A 17,230-nucleotide genomic window follows, 5' to 3' on the forward strand; every position below is an offset into this window, starting at 1 on the left:
ATGGCACTAGAAATAACAGATGCAACTTTTGACGAAGTAGTTTTGAAAAGCGACAAACCTGTCGTAGTGGATTTTTGGGCAGCTTGGTGCGGCCCTTGTAGAATGGTCGGACCGATCATCGAGGAGGTAAGCCAAGAATATGAAGGAAAGGCTGTGGTAGGAAAGGTTGACGTTGATGCCAACCAACAATATGCCGCCAAATACGGCGTACGTAACATTCCTACGGTTTTGGTATTTAAAAATGGTGAAATCGTGAACCGTCAGGTAGGTGTATCTCCTAAAAAAGTATACACAGACGCCATTGATGCGGCACTGTAAAACAATATTCCTATTTGGATTTTAGAAAAGGTTTGGCAAATGCCAAGCCTTTTTTGTTTTATATTGAGACCAGAATCTGTTTATGGACATCCGATCAGAACTTCATAAGGCACCCCTTTTTAAAAACCTTGAACTTTTGGCCAATCAAATTGTTGAGGGTTTTATCAGTGGCATTCACAAAAGTCCTTTCCATGGGTTTTCCGCTGAATTTGCCGAGCACAAAATCTACAACCCCGGGGAGAGTACAAAACATTTGGACTGGAAGCTTTTTGCTAGAACCGACCGCCTTTATACAAAACGATATGAGGACGAGACCAATCTCCGGTGCCACATGATCTTGGACAACTCGGCCTCCATGTATTACCCGGAGGTGAAAAACCCATCCATTGACAATCTCAATAAAATAGGTTTTGGTGTTCTGTCCATCGCCGCTTTAATGCAAATCTTAAAAAAACAGCGTGATGCCGTAGGGCTGAGTATCTACTCGGACACCTATAATTTTTACGCGAACGAGAAAAGCAGTGAACGTCATTTTCAGATGCTGTACTCCAAATTAAACGAGGTTTCCGTAACCAAGGAGAAATCCAAGATGACCAAGACCTATACCTTTCTGCATCAAATTGCTGAAAAAATGCATCGTCGCAGTCTTATTTTTCTGTTTTCGGATATGTTCCAGACCGAGATCGAGGAAGAGAAGCTGTTTGAAGCACTCCGCCATTTAAAATACAACAAACACGCCGTGGTCCTTTTTCACCTTTTGGACCAGGAACATGAAATGGACTTTAATTTTGAGAATACCCCCAAACGCTTTGTAGACGTGGAGACTGGAACACATATAGATCTCTATGCGGAGAACATTAAAAAAAGATATGCCCAGGAAGTAGAAAATTACACCAATGCCCTACGGTTGAAGTGCGCCCAATACAAGGTCAAATATGTGGGCGTGGATGTCCGTTCCAATTTCTCACAAGTATTGAACACCTTCATGGTGGAACGACAAAAATTTGTTTAGCCATTATTTTTAAAAAATGTTTTGTTGAATACGAAATGAGAATGTATATTTGCACTCGCTTTAAAAAAGCAAATGAACAAGATTTGAATCTGACTGTTGTCAGAGTCTAACAAGATAAAATCATTGGTCTGGTAGTTCAGTTGGTTAGAATACCTGCCTGTCACGCAGGGGGTCGCGGGTTCGAGTCCCGTCCAGACCGCAAAAAGCTCCGATTTTTCGGGGCTTTTTTGGTTTTTAACATCCTGTAATCCCTTCCTTTCCTTTTTCTGGAAGAAAACTGTACCTTGATTCCCTATTAAGGCCCAAATGGAGAATAATCCAATAGAAACGTATAGGGAATTTATCACAGGCGTGTTCAATCGATACAGCTCCGTCAGTGATGCATCCATTTCCATGTTGATCTCAATGGGCAAAATCCAGTTTTTGGACAAAGGTTCCACATTACTTTCCATTGGGGAAACATCAAGACATATCCATATTCTGCATCAAGGAGCCATTGTTTCTTATTACCTGAGCAGAGATGGTGATATGTACCACAAGAATATTTTCTTGGAGGGCCATGTAGTGGGCTCCATGGTCTCTGCCCTAAAAAACGAGCCGTCCCACTTCGCACTTGAAGTAGTTGAAAAAGCAGTCCTTATCAGTTTTGATTACAAAAAATATAGAGCGCTGATCGATTCCCAACAGGACCTCAAGAATTTTTACATTTCGTACCTAGAAAAGAATTGGGTCATTGATAAGGAAAAAAGGGAGGTTGAAATTGTGCTACGGGAGGCCAAGGAGCGTTATCTTGATTTCATCAGCCTTCATCCCAATATTGAAGCTCGGATTCCGCTACAATTCATTGCTTCCCATTTGGGCATTACCCCCACCCAATTGAGCCGTATCCGAAAAAAAATCAAAGAAAAAAGCCCCAATCAACATATGTAAAGACAAAAGTCGATTACCCTACGGACCTTTGTCCCATGAAATTAGTTGTACTTTATATTTTAGCTTTCACAGGAGGTGTTTTTCTTACCGTTCAAGCCGGTTTCAACACCCAATTGGGTGCTTTGGCCAAACATCCTGTGGTGGCGGTGGTATCTACCTCCATTGCGAGTGCCATTTTTGGGAGCTGTTTTATATTTTTTACAAACAAAGGGGAAGTATCGGCCCAAATAGTATATGAAGTACCCTGGTATTTATGGTTTGTAGGCGGATTGTTCAGTATGATCGGTATTTCACTTTATTTCTATACCATTCCCAAATTGGGAATTTCAAAAATGATTGCCTTGGGACTATGCGGACAACTGCTCTTTTCCCTCTTGGCGGGTAAATTTGGCTGGTTGAACCTCCCCATTGAGCCTCTAACCCCAAGAAAATTAATCGGCGTTGGCGCCCTAATCACTGGAATATTTTTAATCAATTCAAAATGAACACTACACTAGTAAATATTCAAAACCTGACCCAATTGTGGAGCATAGCCGGCGAGACCTTCCAAGGGTACCATAACCATGAGGGCATTCACACATCAACCATAAAAAATTCACAATGGCCCAATCGTGTTTGGACACAAGGTGTCCTTTCCCAAGAACTTCTCCAAGAAATAGAAATTCAAATGGAGCGCGACAAAGGCATGATCTTTTCACACTTCAATTTGAATTCAACAAAGAATTCATCAATAGCTGAAGCGGGCTTTTCCCTTAAATCCTTACAGTATGGAATGAGTCTTTCTCTCGAAGGTAAGTTTGAAACCCAGAAAAGCATTGAATTTGTCCGTGTAACCCAAGATTTGGAGGCAGAAACATGGAGCAACACATTTTATCGGGCCTTCCATTATAGGATAAGTCCGGAAACCCTCTTAAAAACCGCAAGCAAGATTCCCTATTTCCTAGTTTATCATGAAAACCAACTGGTTGGCACCGTGATTATGCACACTACCGGAAAAACCTTGGGAGTGCATGCCCTGGGCATTGACCCTGACCAACGCAAGCAAGGCTATGCTACCGAAATCATGCATCATGTTTTAAATAAGGGTATAGACCAAGGAGCATCAACGGCAACTTTACAGGCCTCGGAAATGGCCAAGAATATGTATCTAAAAATGGGATTTTCCCATGCTTTTTTAATGGAAAACTACCAATTGAAAACACAAAACATCTGATATGCAATCTAGTACAATACCTAAAACCACAGGAATGGAATTCATCCAAAAACAGGAATGGCGGTATGCCACCAAAAAGTTCGACCCTAATCAAAAGGTATCTGACAAAAACCTTGAAATCATAAAACGTGCCGTGCAGCTATCCACATCTTCATATGGACTGCAACTGTACAAAGTATTGATCATAGAGAATCGGGAGACCCGCGAAAAATTGTTGCCCGCATCATGGAACCAAAGTCAAATCGTGGACGCCTCACACCTATTTGTTTTCTGTAATTATGCTGAAGTGAAGCCACATCATATTGATCAATATATCGATCTTACGGCAAAGGCAAGACAACTCAACGTAGAAGACCTGAAAGGCTATGGGGATTTCATGAAGTTGAAAATTGAGGCACAATCCCACGAGACCCAAGCTTCTTGGACCAAACATCAAACCTACTTGGCCTTGGGCAATTTGTTGGCCGTTTGTGCCGACCTGCACATTGACGCCTGCCCCATGGAAGGCTTTGAAGCCAAAAAATACAATGAGATATTAGGGTTGACCGAAAAAGGCCTGAATGCATCCCTAGTGGCCCCTATTGGTTATAGAAGTCCCGATGACAAAACCCAAAACCAACCGAAAGTCAGAAAGCCTTTGGAACTATTGTTTGAACGTATCTAAAGCTGAAATGGCAAAAATCAAAAGGCCCATAACTTTGTTATGGGCCTTTTGATATAAAGAAATTCTTGTTTTTAGTAGTGATATCTCACAAAGGCTTCCATGGCCGCATAGCTTGCCAAGCCCAGGGCTTGGTATTTTTGTGCGGTCTCTTTGTTCCTGTCCTCGGCCCTTACCCAGAATTCCCTGAGGTCCTCTCCTTGGAACATTACCCCATCCTTTTGGGTCTGGTGATAAAAAATAGCCTTTCGCTTTCTGAGCACCTGCGCTGGACTCATCGGTACCGCCATTTCTATCTCGTGGATCTCCCACTCGTGCCAAGCTCCCCTGTACAACCATACCCAACAATCATCCATAAAAGGTTTGGCCTTCAATTCCTTTAAGGAAGCGAATAAGGCCTCCAAACATACACGGTGCGTGCCGTGTGGATCGGCCAAATCTCCCGCCGCATAGATTTGATGGGGCTTAATCTTCTCAATGATATCATTCATGATCTTGATGTCATCCTCTCCCAAAGGCTTCTTACGGATAGCCCCTGTTTCATAGAATGGCAGGTCCAAAAAGTGCACTTGGCTGTCAGGAATCCCCATGTAACGGGTGGCCCCGTAGCTTTCACTCCTCCTGATGTTTCCTTTAATCTTTCTTACCAATTCCGAATCAAAATCTTCCTCGGTTTTTCCATTAAGGTCCTCGATCACTTTTGAGAATATATCTGTCTTTGTGATGGAGTTGGCCACCTCGGCTATCTTCAAGGCCTCATGGTCGGCCACAGCGATGTTCCCTGAGGTTTGATAAACGATATGTACTTCATGTCCTTGGGAAACCAATCGATCAAAAGTACCTCCCATAGATATTACATCGTCATCTGGGTGCGGACTGAAGATGATCACACGTTTCTTTTCGGGCGTGGCACGCTCGGGACGGTTGGTATCGTCCGCATTGGGCTTCCCACCCGGCCATCCGGTAATGGTATGCTGCAAGCGATTGAACGTCCTGATATTGATTTCGTATGAGGATTGCTCCGTACTCAACAGATCGGACATTCCTGAATCGTTATAATCCTTGTCCGTCAATTGCAATACAGGCTTCTCTTTTTGTAAACTTAGCCAAACCACAGCTTTGTGGGTAAGATCTTGGGTCCAGTCGCAAGTGCGCACCAACCAAGGTGTATCAATACGGGTAAGGTGGGCAGCAGCTTCTTTATCCAACACAAAGGTAGCATTGGAATGTTCCTGAAGATAGGTAGCGGGAACCTCTGGGCTTATTTCCCCTTCAATGGTATCCCTTACAATTTCAGATTTGTTCTGACCCCAGGCCAAAAGAACAATCCGTTTTGCCTTTCTAATGGTACCTATCCCCATGGTAACGGCTTTTCTTGGCACGTTTTCCAAACCTTTGAACGCAGGTGCTGCATCCACTCGGGTAATATGATCCAAGGTAATGTCCCTGGTAGCTGAATTAAAGTGCGAGCCCGGTTCATTGAAACCAATATGCCCTGTGCGGCCTATCCCCAATAATTGAAAGTCCAATCCTCCAGCCTTCTCAATCTGGCTTTCGTAGCTGCGACAATATTTTTGAAGTTTATCGGATGGTACGGTACCATCAGGTATATTCACATTCGCGGGATCAATATCAATATGATCGAACAAATGCTGGTGCATGAAGTAATGGTAGCTTTGGATATTGTTCCGCTCCATGGGATAGTACTCATCCAAATTGAAGGTGACCACGTTCTTGAAACTAAGCCCTTCTTCCTTGTGCATGCGCACCAACTCTTCATATACTTTAATGGGTGATGATCCCGTTGCCAATCCCAATACACATTTCTTTCCAGCCTCCTGCTTTTTCCGAATCAGCTTTGCAATTTCCTTGGCCACTTCCAATGACCCTGTCTTGGAATCATTGAAAATAACATTGTGGATTTTTTCAAAGCGTGTGTCTTCAAATTGGCCCGCAGGTTGATACTGAATTGATTTTGGTTCTATGGCTACTTCCATAACAGTTGCTTATATTGTTAATTGACAAAGATACTTCAATTTTTCACCAAGTCCTTATTTAATGGAATGGAATAGGTTATGATAACGCTATCTTTTTAACACATTTGTTGCATTCCGGATTTCAATTCCCAAATCATTGGACGAAAGAGGCGTCTCTAAACAAGATATTTACACATAGGCCCTACCTAATCAAAAAAAGCGAAGGAAGAGAAAACCCCTTCCTTCGCCCAAAATTAACTATTAAATAAAACTAACTCAAACTATGAGAAATCCTTTAATGGACTGCTTCACATCATTTGGTTTATTGTGCAAACCACAAGGTGGTTCCTTGCATGTCTTCTCCTTGCGCTGGCGCAACAGCAGAGAAATTTGGGTTGTCCTGAGCTCCGGAGCCATAACGTAAACGTTGTGGGTAATCTCCATTCAGTGTACCCAAGGCAAAAATAGTCTGGTTGGATACCCCGGCAGCCAATTCAGAAGGATAGCCGGTATCACGAACAACGGCCCAAGCTTCAAAACCATCCGTGTAGCTTACCAACCATCTTTGGTGGGCAATCTTCTCAAGTTTTTCATCCAAGGTCCCTACTGTGATATCCGCAGCAGCTTCATTAGCGATATATGTATCGGCATCACCACCGGAAATTCCCCATAGGGTCATAGCCTCCTTAATTCCTTTGGCGAACAGATCTTGGGCATCTCCTGTGGCTCCTTGAAGTCCTTTCAAGACCGCTTCGGCCTGCAAGAAGTAAGCTTCTGCACTGGTAAGGATAATTTCTGGATACCCATCCACTTGGGAAGAAGTCTTTGGTTGAATCACCGCATCACTCGGCGTACTGAACAAATCGTAACGCACATAAGAATAGGTATCCCCATTGATTCTGGATGGTTGTCCTACATACTGACCCGTTGCCAATTCAACAATGGTGGTATCTCCAGACATTGACGTTGTATAATCCGCTCCAGCATCATCCAAGGCACCAATGATAAAGTCAACCCTTTCCTGATAATTCGCATCTGGAGTTTCTGGGTTGTCCACAAACTTAAAGATTCCTCCCTTCGCAGGCTTCACATAAGCAGCCAACCTAGGGTCGTTGTTGTCCTGTAGCATGTTCACCAAAGCACTGCTCACCGTCCAATCGGAACCCGTTCCGAAATTGTGCCAAACATCTCCGTAAGCTGCTGCAGCCCACTGACTGATCACAAAATCTTTGTTCATGACAACACTACCGGTAGTATCATCCAAAAGTGGGGCACCAAGTGCTTCGCTGATAGCAGAGGCAGCAAAATCATCGCCAGGAGCACCCAAAGCCCTCATACCTATTCTAAGCTTTAGTGTGTTGGCCAAACGCTTCCATTTCTGTAGATCTCCACCACAGTATACATCATTTTCACCAGCATCATCCACACCAAGACCGGTACGTTCCGCTGAACCAATGATGGCCATAGCCTCATCCAATTCGGCAATCACACCTTTGTAAATTGTCTTTTGATCATCATACTTTGGCGTTAAAATACCTTCAACACCAGCTTCTGTATAAGGAACCATTCCAAAAGTTTCGGTATACATTTGGTAATACAGTCCCTTGATGATCAAGGCCATGGCATACATGTACTCATTTTCAAGCTCCCCGCCTTCCTTAACAAAGTCGGTGAATCCTTTAATGTTTCCTAGGTAACCAGCCAACCAACCATAAGCGGCATCGGTATAACCTCCATTGTAAGTATACCCCAATTCATCGGACCACCAACAACCGTTGAATCCAAATGTGAAATGGCCGGCGAATCTATCGGTATGGATCAAATGTGCCCTCCAATAAGGAAAACGGTCTGGAGAATACAATTTGTACTGGGTATCCGTCAAAAAGAACTTGGCACTCACCTCGGTGGAGAGAAATCCATTTTGATCGGTATTGATCTCGTCAAAATTTTTCGTACAGGATAGTATTGTGACCATACTCAGAAGGCCAAATACCATAAATTTCATTTTTTTCATCGTAGCAAATTTTTTAAAAGTTTACATTTAATGTAAGTCCAAAGCTTCTTGTTGTAGGTAGTGCATAGAACAATACCCCTTGACCAAAGTTGGAAGTGGAATAGCTTGATTCTGGATCAAAATTATCCACGTTCTTATAGATGAACAACAAGTTTCTTCCCACTGCACTCAATGAAGCACCTTTGATAAAGGTCTTTTCCAATATCTTTCTTGGGAAGCTATAGGTAAGGCTCACCTCACGCAATCTCACATTGGTTTGATCGTATACATACTCGGAACCAATATTGCTAACCGCACCCCAGTAATCTTGGGCACTGATTGTAGTTGTGTTTGGAGTATAGGTACCATCTCCGTTATCTATGACACCATCCACAAGAATTCCTCCTTCTCTATACTGAAGAGATCTTTCTGAAACCCCGGCCGCATCCAAGCCAGCATCTGTAGCTGAGTACACTTCACCACCGATCCTAAAATCGATCAAGGAGTTAAGGGTAAAGTTTTTGTAACGGAAGGTATTGGTAAAACCACCTGCAGCATCAGGCTGGTAGTTCCCAAACTTCTCTCTTTCCGAAGTGGCCACTGGCCTACCCTCAGCGGTAACGATCAACTGTCCGGCATCATTTCTTGCCCAAGTAGTTGCCTCAATATCACCATATCCGGCACCTACCCTGGCAACTGTAGAAACTGTTCCTGAGTTACTGCTACTGAATTGGAAAAGATCTTGTCCTTCGATCAAGCTAACCAATTTGTTTTCGTTACGGGAAATATTGGCAGAAACATCCCATGAGAAATTCTCTGTTTGAATAGGTGTTCCCCCGATAAGTATCTCAAAACCTTTGTTGCTAAGTTCCCCAACATTGGTCCTGAATCTATCGAACCCTGTTCCAGGGTCCAAAGGCACGTCAAAGATCAAATCTTTGGAGCTGATGTCGTAATACGATGCATCTACAAAGAACCTATTGTTGAACGCTCTGAACTCCACTCCAAATTCTGTTGATGTAACATCCTCTGGGCGAAGGCTCTCACTGAACAAAGTACTTTCCCTGCTCACGGTAACATTGTCCAAGAATCCGTTGGCTGCAATCCTAAACAAGTTCACCAACTGCTGTGGATTGGTATCGTTACCCACATTGGCAATACTACCTCTCAACTTCAATAGGTTCACCTTACTTCCCAAATCGAAAGCTTCGTTCAACAGCACACTCAAACTGGCAGAACTATAGAAATAAGAACGGTTTTCGGCCGCCAAGGCAGAAGACCAGTCGTTCCTACCGGTAACATCCAAATAGATGGTGTTGTCATATGCCAAGGAAAGTGCTCCATACGCAGAGTTGATGCTCTTTTTGATAAGGGCACTCTGACTAGCGAACAATTCCTCTGTATTGTCCAAGAAAGGTCTTCCTGGAATTTTGATGTTCTCACCTCTTGTACTTGAACGAATGGTGGAGAAACGCAAGGCATTTGCACCAACATTGGCATTAAGATTGAACTTGTCCCCCAAATCTTTGTTGAACATCAACAAGAAATCATAGTTGGTCTCAGTTCTATCGTTCTTACCGTAATTTACCCTTCCTGAAGGGAAGAAATGGTGTCCTGTTCTGGTAACGGACTCGGTATCTTGTGTAATCGCATCGGTACCTACCCTTACAAAAGCAGACAACCAATCGGTAAATTCGTATTGCAATTTGGCAAAACCAGTAATTCTGGAACGTCTATCCTGATTGGAATCATGTTGTAGAATCCAGTATGGGTTGCCTCCAGATGATGTAGGGGCGATTACCCGATATGGATCACTTGGATCAATGGGATTGTCCAAATCTTGATAAATCTTAAGATCGTTGGTGCGAACGTTCCTTGCCAAAGGCCATAGGTAGGCCATAACCCCTTCCGTACCTTGTGTTGGTCTGTTATTGGCTGTTTGCAAGAAGTAGGTAACCCTTGCATCCAAGCTCAACTTGTCAGACAAATTGGTGAAGGCACGCAAGTTAAAGTTGTCCCTATCCACTCCAGAGTTGGGCAAAATGGACTCCAAATCAGAGTTGGTGTACGAGAAACGAACCGAAGTATTCTCATTTCCTGAGCTCAATGCCACAGTATTTATAAAGCTTGTCCCAGTCTCAAAGAAGTCTTCAACATTGTTAGGCTGAGCCTCATACGCTCTCATCTGGCCATTGTAGGCCAATTGTTGGCTTCCATCAAAGCGTGGACCCCAAGAACTGGTACTTCTTACCGTGTTCACTTGGTTGGCCAATGGAGCTCCTGTATCCACTTGTGGAAAGAGGCCATCGGTTCCTCGCCCATATTGATTTTGGAATTTAGGCAGGATAAACGGGCTTTCAAAAGTGGCACTTGAGGTAAGGGAAATACCCAATCCGGTATCCAATTTTCCTTTTTTGGTGGTAATGATCACCACACCATTACTTGCCCTTGCCCCATACAAAGCGGCAGCATTGGGACCCTTAAGTACGGAAATGGACTCAATGTCGTCTGGGTTGATATCCGAAACACCAGTACCCAAATCCGGAACACTGTATTCACCAGCCCCAGCAGTACTTAAACCACTGTTGTCAATTGGCACACCATCCACAACATATAGTGGCTGGTTGTTCCCGGTAATGGAGTTGTTACCCCGAATAACCACACGGGTACCACCACCAGGACCAGAAGTGGTCTTGGAAACCACGACCCCGGCAACTTTACCTGCAAGAGAGTTCACCACGTTTGGCTCTTTTACCAAAGACACCTCATCGCCCTGAACTTCCGTTACCGCATAACCCAATGATTTTTTCTCCCTACTGATACCAAGGGCAGTAACCACAACTTCTCCCAGTTGCTCTGCATCCTCCTGCATTGTTAGGTTGATGGTCGATCGTCCATTGATCGAAACTTCGATGGTTCTCATCCCCAAAGATGAAAACACCAAGGTAGCGCTGCCATCAGCTACGGTGATGCTGTAATTTCCATCAAAATCGGATGATACACCATTACTGGTTCCTTTTTCAACAATGTTGACTCCAGGAAGCGGAACACCCGCTTCATCAGAAACCGTTCCGGTAATTGTTTGCGCCATAATCCCCTGTATAGAGAGCAACGCCGCAAAAACAAACACATACTTTAGTTTTTGAATCATGTTAGTTTTTTTGTTTTGATTGTTAGATTAAAGTCGAGTTTACATTAACTAAAAGTTAACATAAGGGGTGAAAATCCCTAATACTTGAAGATTCCTGAAAAAATTTCGACCAACAACGGAGGTGAAAAGCCGAAGAGCATTTTTGTTTCTTAAAATGACAAATAGGCGGCATAAAAAAAACATAAGCCACAAAATAGCATAGGTTATATTGTGTTTTCCTTAATTTTTAAAGGAAATTTAACAGAAGGAAAGATTCTGAAATACATTATTTTTCAGTTAGTTACATTCAATCTCTCAGATTTTTGGAAGGTGAAAGCTATTTTCACAAAACAAAACTGGTCGGAACAAAAATGTACCGACCAGTGTTTAGGCAATTAACTAAAACTAAAGTATTCATACTGATTACTCCTTGAATATGGAATAAAAGTACTTTTTACTGAAAATTTTTAGACCAATGACTTCGCCTGATAGCTTAACATCAAGGAGCTATGAACAAACAACCGCAAACTTAAGCCCGCACCTTAGGTTTTAGCCCTAAAAACATCTTTGGATTTTGATCAAATCTTGGTATAACCTTCCTTGACTTCCATGACAGGTACTTTCCAAGTCATTTCCTCCTCTTCTTCAACTCTATTGGAAAGCAATTGCGCCAAATCTTCCTGTGCCCTCACCAACCCTTCGCCGGATGAAGATTCCACGACAATGCAGTTGGACGTAACCGACAACAGGTACGCACCTTCTTTCAGGCTAGGATTTATTTTAAGCCAAATATAATTTTGCTTTGGCCTGTGTGCCTCCACCTTTAATTCCCAGCCGGCTGCTTTTTGAAATAGCGATTTTAGCACCAACGAGGAGGTATCCCTAACTCCAAATCCTTCGTCAAGAACATAGCGCGTATCCGCGGTAAACTCAAAATATTGCCCATTACCATCAATCTCGCCATGCACCGCACTTGGCGGCGCCCCTATGTTGTCCAAGCAAGATAATGTTGACAAGGACAGGGCAACTACTAAAACCATGACAATAGGCATCCTCATTTGGTATTGCGTTTATGGATGGTATTTCCCATCTTCCTGGATCAGATATAATTTTCCAGTGAACGGACTCTTTGCTTGAATGGACCAACCGGCTCGGTGTACCTCCAAATCAATCTCCACTTTGGTGCCATCGGCCAATAGAGGTTTTGTTGGAAGTTCACTTAGCTTCTGGGCCCATTTCTTGTTTTTAGAAAAAAACTTTTTTTGATCGCGGTAGAACCTATACAACAGCCATCTAATTTGTTCATCTTTTGGAATTGCAAAGGTATCCGGGTTCCCAGCCTCGTTGGGTGAAAAATAAGCATAACCCCAATGCTCCGGTTCATGCATATTAATCACCCCTTGTGGAGACCAGACCCAATTGTATTCCCTTAAAAACTTACCATTGGCATCCTTCTTACGGTAATATTTCCCATCAATCAGGTCAAAATCCCAATTGACCCTAGAGAAATTGATTCGCCAAAAATCCCCTTCGGGAACTTTATTACTGCCACTGGTTTCTTTTAAAACAGCCCACGGCATGGCCACTTCCACACTCCATCCCTTATCAATATCGGAAGGGTCGTTCAAGGTGCCCTCTATATTCACCCCGCTTTTAAGACCCAGTATTTCCCAACTGTCCACGATTGCCCCAGGCTCCCGGTACGGTTTTGTCAATAAAAGGTCCCAAACTGTATTCAAGGCGTTCATTTCAAATTCGAAATAATTATGCGTATCCCCATCGGGGTCAATAAAGATTTCAAAATCGTTGTTATAAAAGATGACCGTATCCCGTTGCTTTAAGTTTGCCCAGACATGGGGCTCCTTGAGTTCGGCATAGAAGTAAAGATAGTTTTCATCCCAAAGCATCCGGACATTGGTTTGATAGGTCGGAGTTTTCACCCCTTCGATATCAATAAAATTTTCTGAAATCTGGGCCTTACCCCATACTTCCTCCTTGGCCATTCCATCTATCTGCATGGGTTCATTGGTCTTATAAACCACCATGGACCGAGGCTCTCCTATGTTTTGGCCCCAACTGACCATAGACCCCACCATAAATAAACCAACCAATACTTTTTGAGCTATGTCTTTCATTCCTATCATCCGTATCCTTTTATTACGCACTAACAATCCCTACCCCTTATGGTCCAATATTCCACAATAGAAATAAATTCCTTTCTTTGCGAATAAGGAAGGAACTGGCCGAAGTCGAATCGGGATATTTGTAAAAATTCCTAATTTAATCTGTATTTAGGGCTCTTTATTAGACCAATAACAGCTATCCGAGGCCAAATGTTAAAATAAAGCAACCTTTTGTTCATGTATTTGCAAAAACAGCTCAAGAATAAATTTTTGGTGAATGCCGTCGCAGATTATAAAATCACGGCATGGCACCATATTGTGTTCTGGGCCATCTATTTTACTTTTAATTTTTTGAGATGGGGCAGCTACTACAATGACTATCTGTATTCCTTCAAATCCAACCTTTTGGGATTTCCCATTCATATTACGCTTACCTACTTTACCATTTACTATCTGATTCCAAAATTCATATTCAAGCGAAAGTTTTTCACTTTCATCATCATCTTGGTATCCAGTATTTTTTTAATGGTATACATAAAATACCTGCTCACCTATTATCTGATCAGCCACAATGTTTGGCCAGAGGGCCCTGCAACTTATAGCCTCACATTAAACTTCACCATAGTTATGATGTTGGGCGAACTCTACGTAATCTCTTTTGTAACCTCCATTAAACTGACCATGGACTGGTTACGGGAGACCGGAAGAGTGGCCAAATTGGAAAAAGAACAGTTGGAAACTGAGCTACGATTTTTAAGGGCGCAGATATCGCCACACTTTTTTTTCAACACCTTAAACAACATTTACTCCCTTAGCCTGGAAAAGTCCGACAAAACCCCGGAGACCATCATAAAGCTCTCCGATCTTATGCGCTATGTATTGTATGAGACCAAGGACAAGGACCAAAGTTTATCCAAGGAAATTGTATTTATACAAAACTACTTGGACTTGGAAAAAATACGCTACACCCAAAACCTGCAACTTGATTTTGAGGTCATAGGTAATCCCAAAGGAAAAAAAATTGCACCCATGTTATTGGTCCAATTCATTGAAAATGCCTTTAAACATGGAGCCAACCAAAACATTGGAAAAGTTCGGATAAGCATCCAAATCAAGATAGAGGATACGTTTCTACACTTTAGGGTCAGCAATACAAAACCCAAAAATCCTGCGTTGCCCATCAAAAAGAAAACAGGGGGTATTGGACTTTCCAATGTGGAGAAAAGATTGAAATTGCGATATGGCGATGATGAATACCAATTGGGTATCCATGAAGAATTGGATGAATATATTGTAAACCTAAAGCTAAAGCTCAGATGAAGCTCAAATGTGTAATAATAGATGATGAACCTTTGGCCGTAAAGGTGATACAGAACTACATTTCCCAAATCAAGGAATTGGAGGAAATAAAGTCTTTCAACAATGCCATTGACAGTCTTCCCTTTATTAGGGAACACAAACCCGATTTGCTCTTTTTGGACATCAACATGCCCATTATTGACGGTTTCAGTTTTTTGGACAGCTTGGACAATAAACCCATGGTGGTCATCACCTCGGCCCATGCCGAGCATGCAGCCAAGGGTTTTGACTTGGAAGTATTGGACTATTTGGTGAAACCCATAGCCTTGCCACGATTCATCAAAGCAGTGAACAAAGCTGTGGCCCATGTCCAAAAACATCCAAAATGGGAGGGCTTGCGGGAGCATGTGTTTGTAAAGGTGGATAAGAAAAAAATGAAGAAAATCCACTTGGATGAGATCATTCTTGTGGAAAGTCTCAAGGACTATATCAAGATTGTGACCACCAATGGCAACCATGTGGTGCACAAAACCCTAAGTGCCTTTACCGATGAGATTTCCAACGAAAGGTTCATACGAATCCACCGATCCTATACCGTATCCTTGGACAAAATCGAAGCCTTGGAAGGGAACAGTGTGGAAATTGGAGGAAAGCGATATGTAATTGGCAGAAGTTATCTTGAAGACGTAAAGGCCCGTATTTTAGACCAGTCCATCTCTCCGGGAAATAAATCGGATTCAACTGATTAGATCATTATAACTGGTCCACCTGTAGTTTTATGTACTTGATTTTTGATCTATCGTAGGTATAGGATATATGAATAATCCCTTGGGCATCTTGGATGATGGCCGGATAACTGTATTCCCCTTCGTCATGGTCCTCCAGTTTCAGGACATCGGTCCATTCATTGCCATCACCACTATACGCCAGATGTAGTTTTTCGCGGCCATTGGACCAATCTTCACCACTAACACCTGGGTTGTACACCATTAAATATCCCCCTTTCTTTAACGAAACCGCATCTATACCACTATTGGGATTGGGAACGGAAGTTGTGGACGCCATGGACCAGGTCAACCCAGAATCACTGCTCACACTCTCCATAATCACATCCTGATTACTACGCAACAATGCTTTTATATTTCCATTCGGGAGTTGTAACAAAGTAGGTTGAATGGTTTTAACGCCTTCCTCTGAGGGGATATGGGACTTGGTCCACGTAGCGCCGCCATCAGCGGATATTTCCACATGGGATTTCCAAATGGCACCCTCTTCACTTTCTACACTGGATGGACTTAAAACAAGCTCATCACCAACTTGAATAGGTTTATTCTTGATGGGTCCCAATATTCCTTCAGGTAATTGATGGGATTTGGACCAACCCTCTTTATTGACATCCATGATGGAGTACATGCCCCACCAAGTGGAAGGGGAAGGCCCTACTTTGTAGAACAGTACAATTTCATCCCGATTATTTTTAAACAACACAGGATTCCAACAAGGGTATCTAAGGGTATCGTTGACCACCCCATCGGCAATTAATTTTGGGGCACTCCAATTTCCGGTGGTGTTGGAGCTGGTATAAATGGCCACATCGGGATGCCTTTCATGGGTGCCTCCGAACCAAGCGGCCATCACCGAGCCATTGCCCATCCCAATCAAAGTGGAAGCATGGCACTGGGCAAAAGGAGCTTCTTCAAAAATAAATTCTTCCGAAAGTACCTTCACTTTCGGAACGGGAAGATCTTGGGAAAAACCAAAGGCCCAGAAAAGACATACAAATGTCCATATACTGGGCCTTACTATTTTATATATCCCTGCATGGTGCAAGGCAAAAGAATTATTTAGTGAAAACAAAATCAGCTAATGAGATTGCCGTCCTCGTCCCATTCAGCAACAATGTTTCGCTTGCTTTGGTCCACACATTTGGCCAACCACTCAGCCTCGTAGGACACTCCATGCTGATCAAGGACATCTTGGGGAACACCATCCCAAACATTGGGCATATTTCCTTTATAACCCAGTTCCTCTATACCAATTTTTGAGGTATAGAACCCTGTCATGGTATGGTTCCTAACCAAAGAAAAGAAGTTCACCTCAAAGGGTCTTTCACTGGAAGGCACATCTGGATCGTAATAGGCAATCCCATCCAGAATACTCTTTTGCTGTTCTTCCGTGGCCGATTTAAATTCCGTTCCAAATTCGGTATTGCTCTTGTGATCCAACCACATCAATCCCCCCCTTAGATCCACCTGCATTTGCGGAAGATCTTTGGCCATGAACTCAATGAAGGGCACCACTTCGGCATCGGAAGCACTTTTAAACTCCGAACCGCCTGGTAAGATCAAATCGCAAAGTACGGTCATGGTGGCCGCTTCATGGTCGTTGAAAAAGCGTTCGCGTTCCAACTCGGCCACATGTTCATTTTCCCTATCGGTACGCCACTTTACTGCAGTGGGGTCCAAAGCGACCTCTTCAACCGGAGTTTCCGCTCCAGGCTTACATCCGTTGATGGCCAAACCTCCGGCCACAGAACCCAATACAATCGATTTTAAACTTTTCCTTCTATCCATGT

15 protein-coding genes and 1 tRNA gene are annotated in these 17,230 nt (G+C 43.0%); 9 read left to right on the forward strand and 7 right to left on the reverse strand.

What is annotated here, in order from left to right; all coding sequences use genetic code 11:
• From trxA to DN53_RS15540, 7 genes are all read left to right on the forward strand, one after another.
• A complete protein-coding gene (gene trxA / locus DN53_RS15510; protein ID WP_129655730.1) occupies positions 1-318 on the forward strand; it encodes a thioredoxin in 318 nt (105 codons plus the stop codon).
• An 82-nt stretch (positions 319-400) separates the two neighbouring features.
• On the forward strand, positions 401-1,330 hold the full coding sequence (locus DN53_RS15515; RefSeq protein ID WP_129655732.1) for a DUF58 domain-containing protein: 930 nt from the start codon (positions 401-403) through the stop codon (positions 1,328-1,330).
• 125 nt (positions 1,331-1,455) lie between these two features.
• A tRNA-Asp gene (locus DN53_RS15520) sits at positions 1,456-1,529 on the forward strand.
• A 107-nt stretch (positions 1,530-1,636) separates the two neighbouring features.
• Positions 1,637-2,260: a Crp/Fnr family transcriptional regulator gene (locus DN53_RS15525; protein ID WP_129655734.1), complete on the forward strand. Its 624-nt coding sequence runs from the start codon at positions 1,637-1,639 to the stop codon at positions 2,258-2,260.
• A 35-nt stretch (positions 2,261-2,295) separates the two neighbouring features.
• Complete coding sequence (locus tag DN53_RS15530) at positions 2,296-2,745, forward strand: DMT family transporter (protein WP_129655736.1); 450 nt, start codon at positions 2,296-2,298, stop codon at positions 2,743-2,745.
• Positions 2,742-3,473 carry a GNAT family N-acetyltransferase gene (locus DN53_RS15535; RefSeq protein WP_129655738.1) on the forward strand — a complete coding sequence of 244 codons (732 nt, stop codon included), beginning with the start codon at positions 2,742-2,744 and terminating at the stop codon, positions 3,471-3,473. Before DN53_RS15530 ends, DN53_RS15535 begins: the two co-directional genes overlap by 4 nt.
• A 1-nt stretch (position 3,474) precedes the next feature.
• The gene (locus tag DN53_RS15540) at positions 3,475-4,137 is read left to right on the forward strand and encodes an NAD(P)H-dependent oxidoreductase (RefSeq protein ID WP_242502173.1); all 663 of its coding nucleotides are present in this window, start codon (positions 3,475-3,477) and stop codon (positions 4,135-4,137) included.
• A gap of 71 nt (positions 4,138-4,208) precedes the next feature.
• Here DN53_RS15540 and nagB read toward each other — a convergent pair whose 3' ends face one another.
• The 5 genes from nagB to DN53_RS15565 form a co-directional block, all read right to left on the reverse strand.
• Positions 4,209-6,131: a glucosamine-6-phosphate deaminase gene (gene nagB / locus DN53_RS15545; RefSeq protein ID WP_129655740.1), complete on the reverse strand. Its 1,923-nt coding sequence runs from the start codon at positions 6,129-6,131 to the stop codon at positions 4,209-4,211.
• 301 nt (positions 6,132-6,432) lie between these two features.
• Positions 6,433-8,124, reverse strand: coding sequence for a SusD/RagB family nutrient-binding outer membrane lipoprotein (locus DN53_RS15550; protein WP_129655742.1), 1,692 nt, complete (start codon positions 8,122-8,124; stop codon positions 6,433-6,435).
• Positions 8,125-8,137: 13 nt separating this feature from the next.
• On the reverse strand, positions 8,138-11,254 hold the full coding sequence (locus DN53_RS15555; protein ID WP_129655744.1) for a SusC/RagA family TonB-linked outer membrane protein: 3,117 nt from the start codon (positions 11,252-11,254) through the stop codon (positions 8,138-8,140).
• 557 nt (positions 11,255-11,811) lie between these two features.
• On the reverse strand, positions 11,812-12,231 hold the full coding sequence (locus DN53_RS15560) for a glycoside hydrolase family 20 zincin-like fold domain-containing protein (protein ID WP_165357455.1): 420 nt from the start codon (positions 12,229-12,231) through the stop codon (positions 11,812-11,814).
• Positions 12,232-12,303: 72 nt separating this feature from the next.
• Positions 12,304-13,377: a carbohydrate-binding family 9-like protein gene (locus DN53_RS15565; RefSeq protein WP_313790145.1), complete on the reverse strand. Its 1,074-nt coding sequence runs from the start codon at positions 13,375-13,377 to the stop codon at positions 12,304-12,306.
• 216 nt (positions 13,378-13,593) lie between these two features.
• Between DN53_RS15565 and DN53_RS15570 the strand changes: the two genes are divergently transcribed.
• Together DN53_RS15570 and DN53_RS15575 are read left to right on the forward strand one after the other, a co-directional pair.
• Positions 13,594-14,676, forward strand: a complete 1,083-nt coding sequence (locus DN53_RS15570) for a sensor histidine kinase (protein WP_129655748.1) — start codon at positions 13,594-13,596, stop codon at positions 14,674-14,676.
• A complete protein-coding gene (locus tag DN53_RS15575) occupies positions 14,673-15,404 on the forward strand; it encodes a LytR/AlgR family response regulator transcription factor (RefSeq protein WP_129655750.1) in 732 nt (243 codons plus the stop codon). The genes DN53_RS15570 and DN53_RS15575 overlap by 4 nt, the downstream gene beginning before the upstream one ends.
• 4 nt (positions 15,405-15,408) lie before the next feature.
• On the opposite strand, the gene DN53_RS15580 is transcribed toward DN53_RS15575, so the two are convergent.
• Both DN53_RS15580 and DN53_RS15585 read right to left on the reverse strand, forming a co-directional pair.
• A complete protein-coding gene (locus DN53_RS15580) occupies positions 15,409-16,383 on the reverse strand; it encodes a sialidase family protein (RefSeq protein ID WP_242502174.1) in 975 nt (324 codons plus the stop codon).
• Positions 16,384-16,514: 131 nt separating this feature from the next.
• Positions 16,515-17,228, reverse strand: a complete 714-nt coding sequence (locus DN53_RS15585; RefSeq protein ID WP_129655752.1) for a gluconate 2-dehydrogenase subunit 3 family protein — start codon at positions 17,226-17,228, stop codon at positions 16,515-16,517.
• Positions 17,229-17,230: the final 2 nt, after the last annotated feature.

The organism is Flagellimonas olearia, from assembly GCF_004150225.1.
Taxonomy (GTDB): domain Bacteria; phylum Bacteroidota; class Bacteroidia; order Flavobacteriales; family Flavobacteriaceae; genus Flagellimonas; species Flagellimonas olearia.

Coding starts and splice junctions, on each gene's coding strand:
- trxA (WP_129655730.1), top strand. CDS start 1: ATGGCACTAGAAATAACAGATGCAACTTTTGACGAAGTAGTTTTGAAA.
- DN53_RS15515 (WP_129655732.1), top strand. CDS start 401: ATGGACATCCGATCAGAACTTCATAAGGCACCCCTTTTTAAAAACCTT.
- DN53_RS15525 (WP_129655734.1), top strand. CDS start 1,637: ATGGAGAATAATCCAATAGAAACGTATAGGGAATTTATCACAGGCGTG.
- DN53_RS15530 (WP_129655736.1), top strand. CDS start 2,296: ATGAAATTAGTTGTACTTTATATTTTAGCTTTCACAGGAGGTGTTTTT.
- DN53_RS15535 (WP_129655738.1), top strand. CDS start 2,742: ATGAACACTACACTAGTAAATATTCAAAACCTGACCCAATTGTGGAGC.
- DN53_RS15540 (WP_242502173.1), top strand. CDS start 3,475: ATGCAATCTAGTACAATACCTAAAACCACAGGAATGGAATTCATCCAA.
- nagB (WP_129655740.1), bottom strand. CDS start 6,131: ATGGAAGTAGCCATAGAACCAAAATCAATTCAGTATCAACCTGCGGGC.
- DN53_RS15550 (WP_129655742.1), bottom strand. CDS start 8,124: ATGAAAAAAATGAAATTTATGGTATTTGGCCTTCTGAGTATGGTCACA.
- DN53_RS15555 (WP_129655744.1), bottom strand. CDS start 11,254: ATGATTCAAAAACTAAAGTATGTGTTTGTTTTTGCGGCGTTGCTCTCT.
- DN53_RS15565 (WP_313790145.1), bottom strand. CDS start 13,377: ATGATAGGAATGAAAGACATAGCTCAAAAAGTATTGGTTGGTTTATTT.
- DN53_RS15570 (WP_129655748.1), top strand. CDS start 13,594: ATGTATTTGCAAAAACAGCTCAAGAATAAATTTTTGGTGAATGCCGTC.
- DN53_RS15575 (WP_129655750.1), top strand. CDS start 14,673: ATGAAGCTCAAATGTGTAATAATAGATGATGAACCTTTGGCCGTAAAG.
- DN53_RS15585 (WP_129655752.1), bottom strand. CDS start 17,228: ATGGATAGAAGGAAAAGTTTAAAATCGATTGTATTGGGTTCTGTGGCC.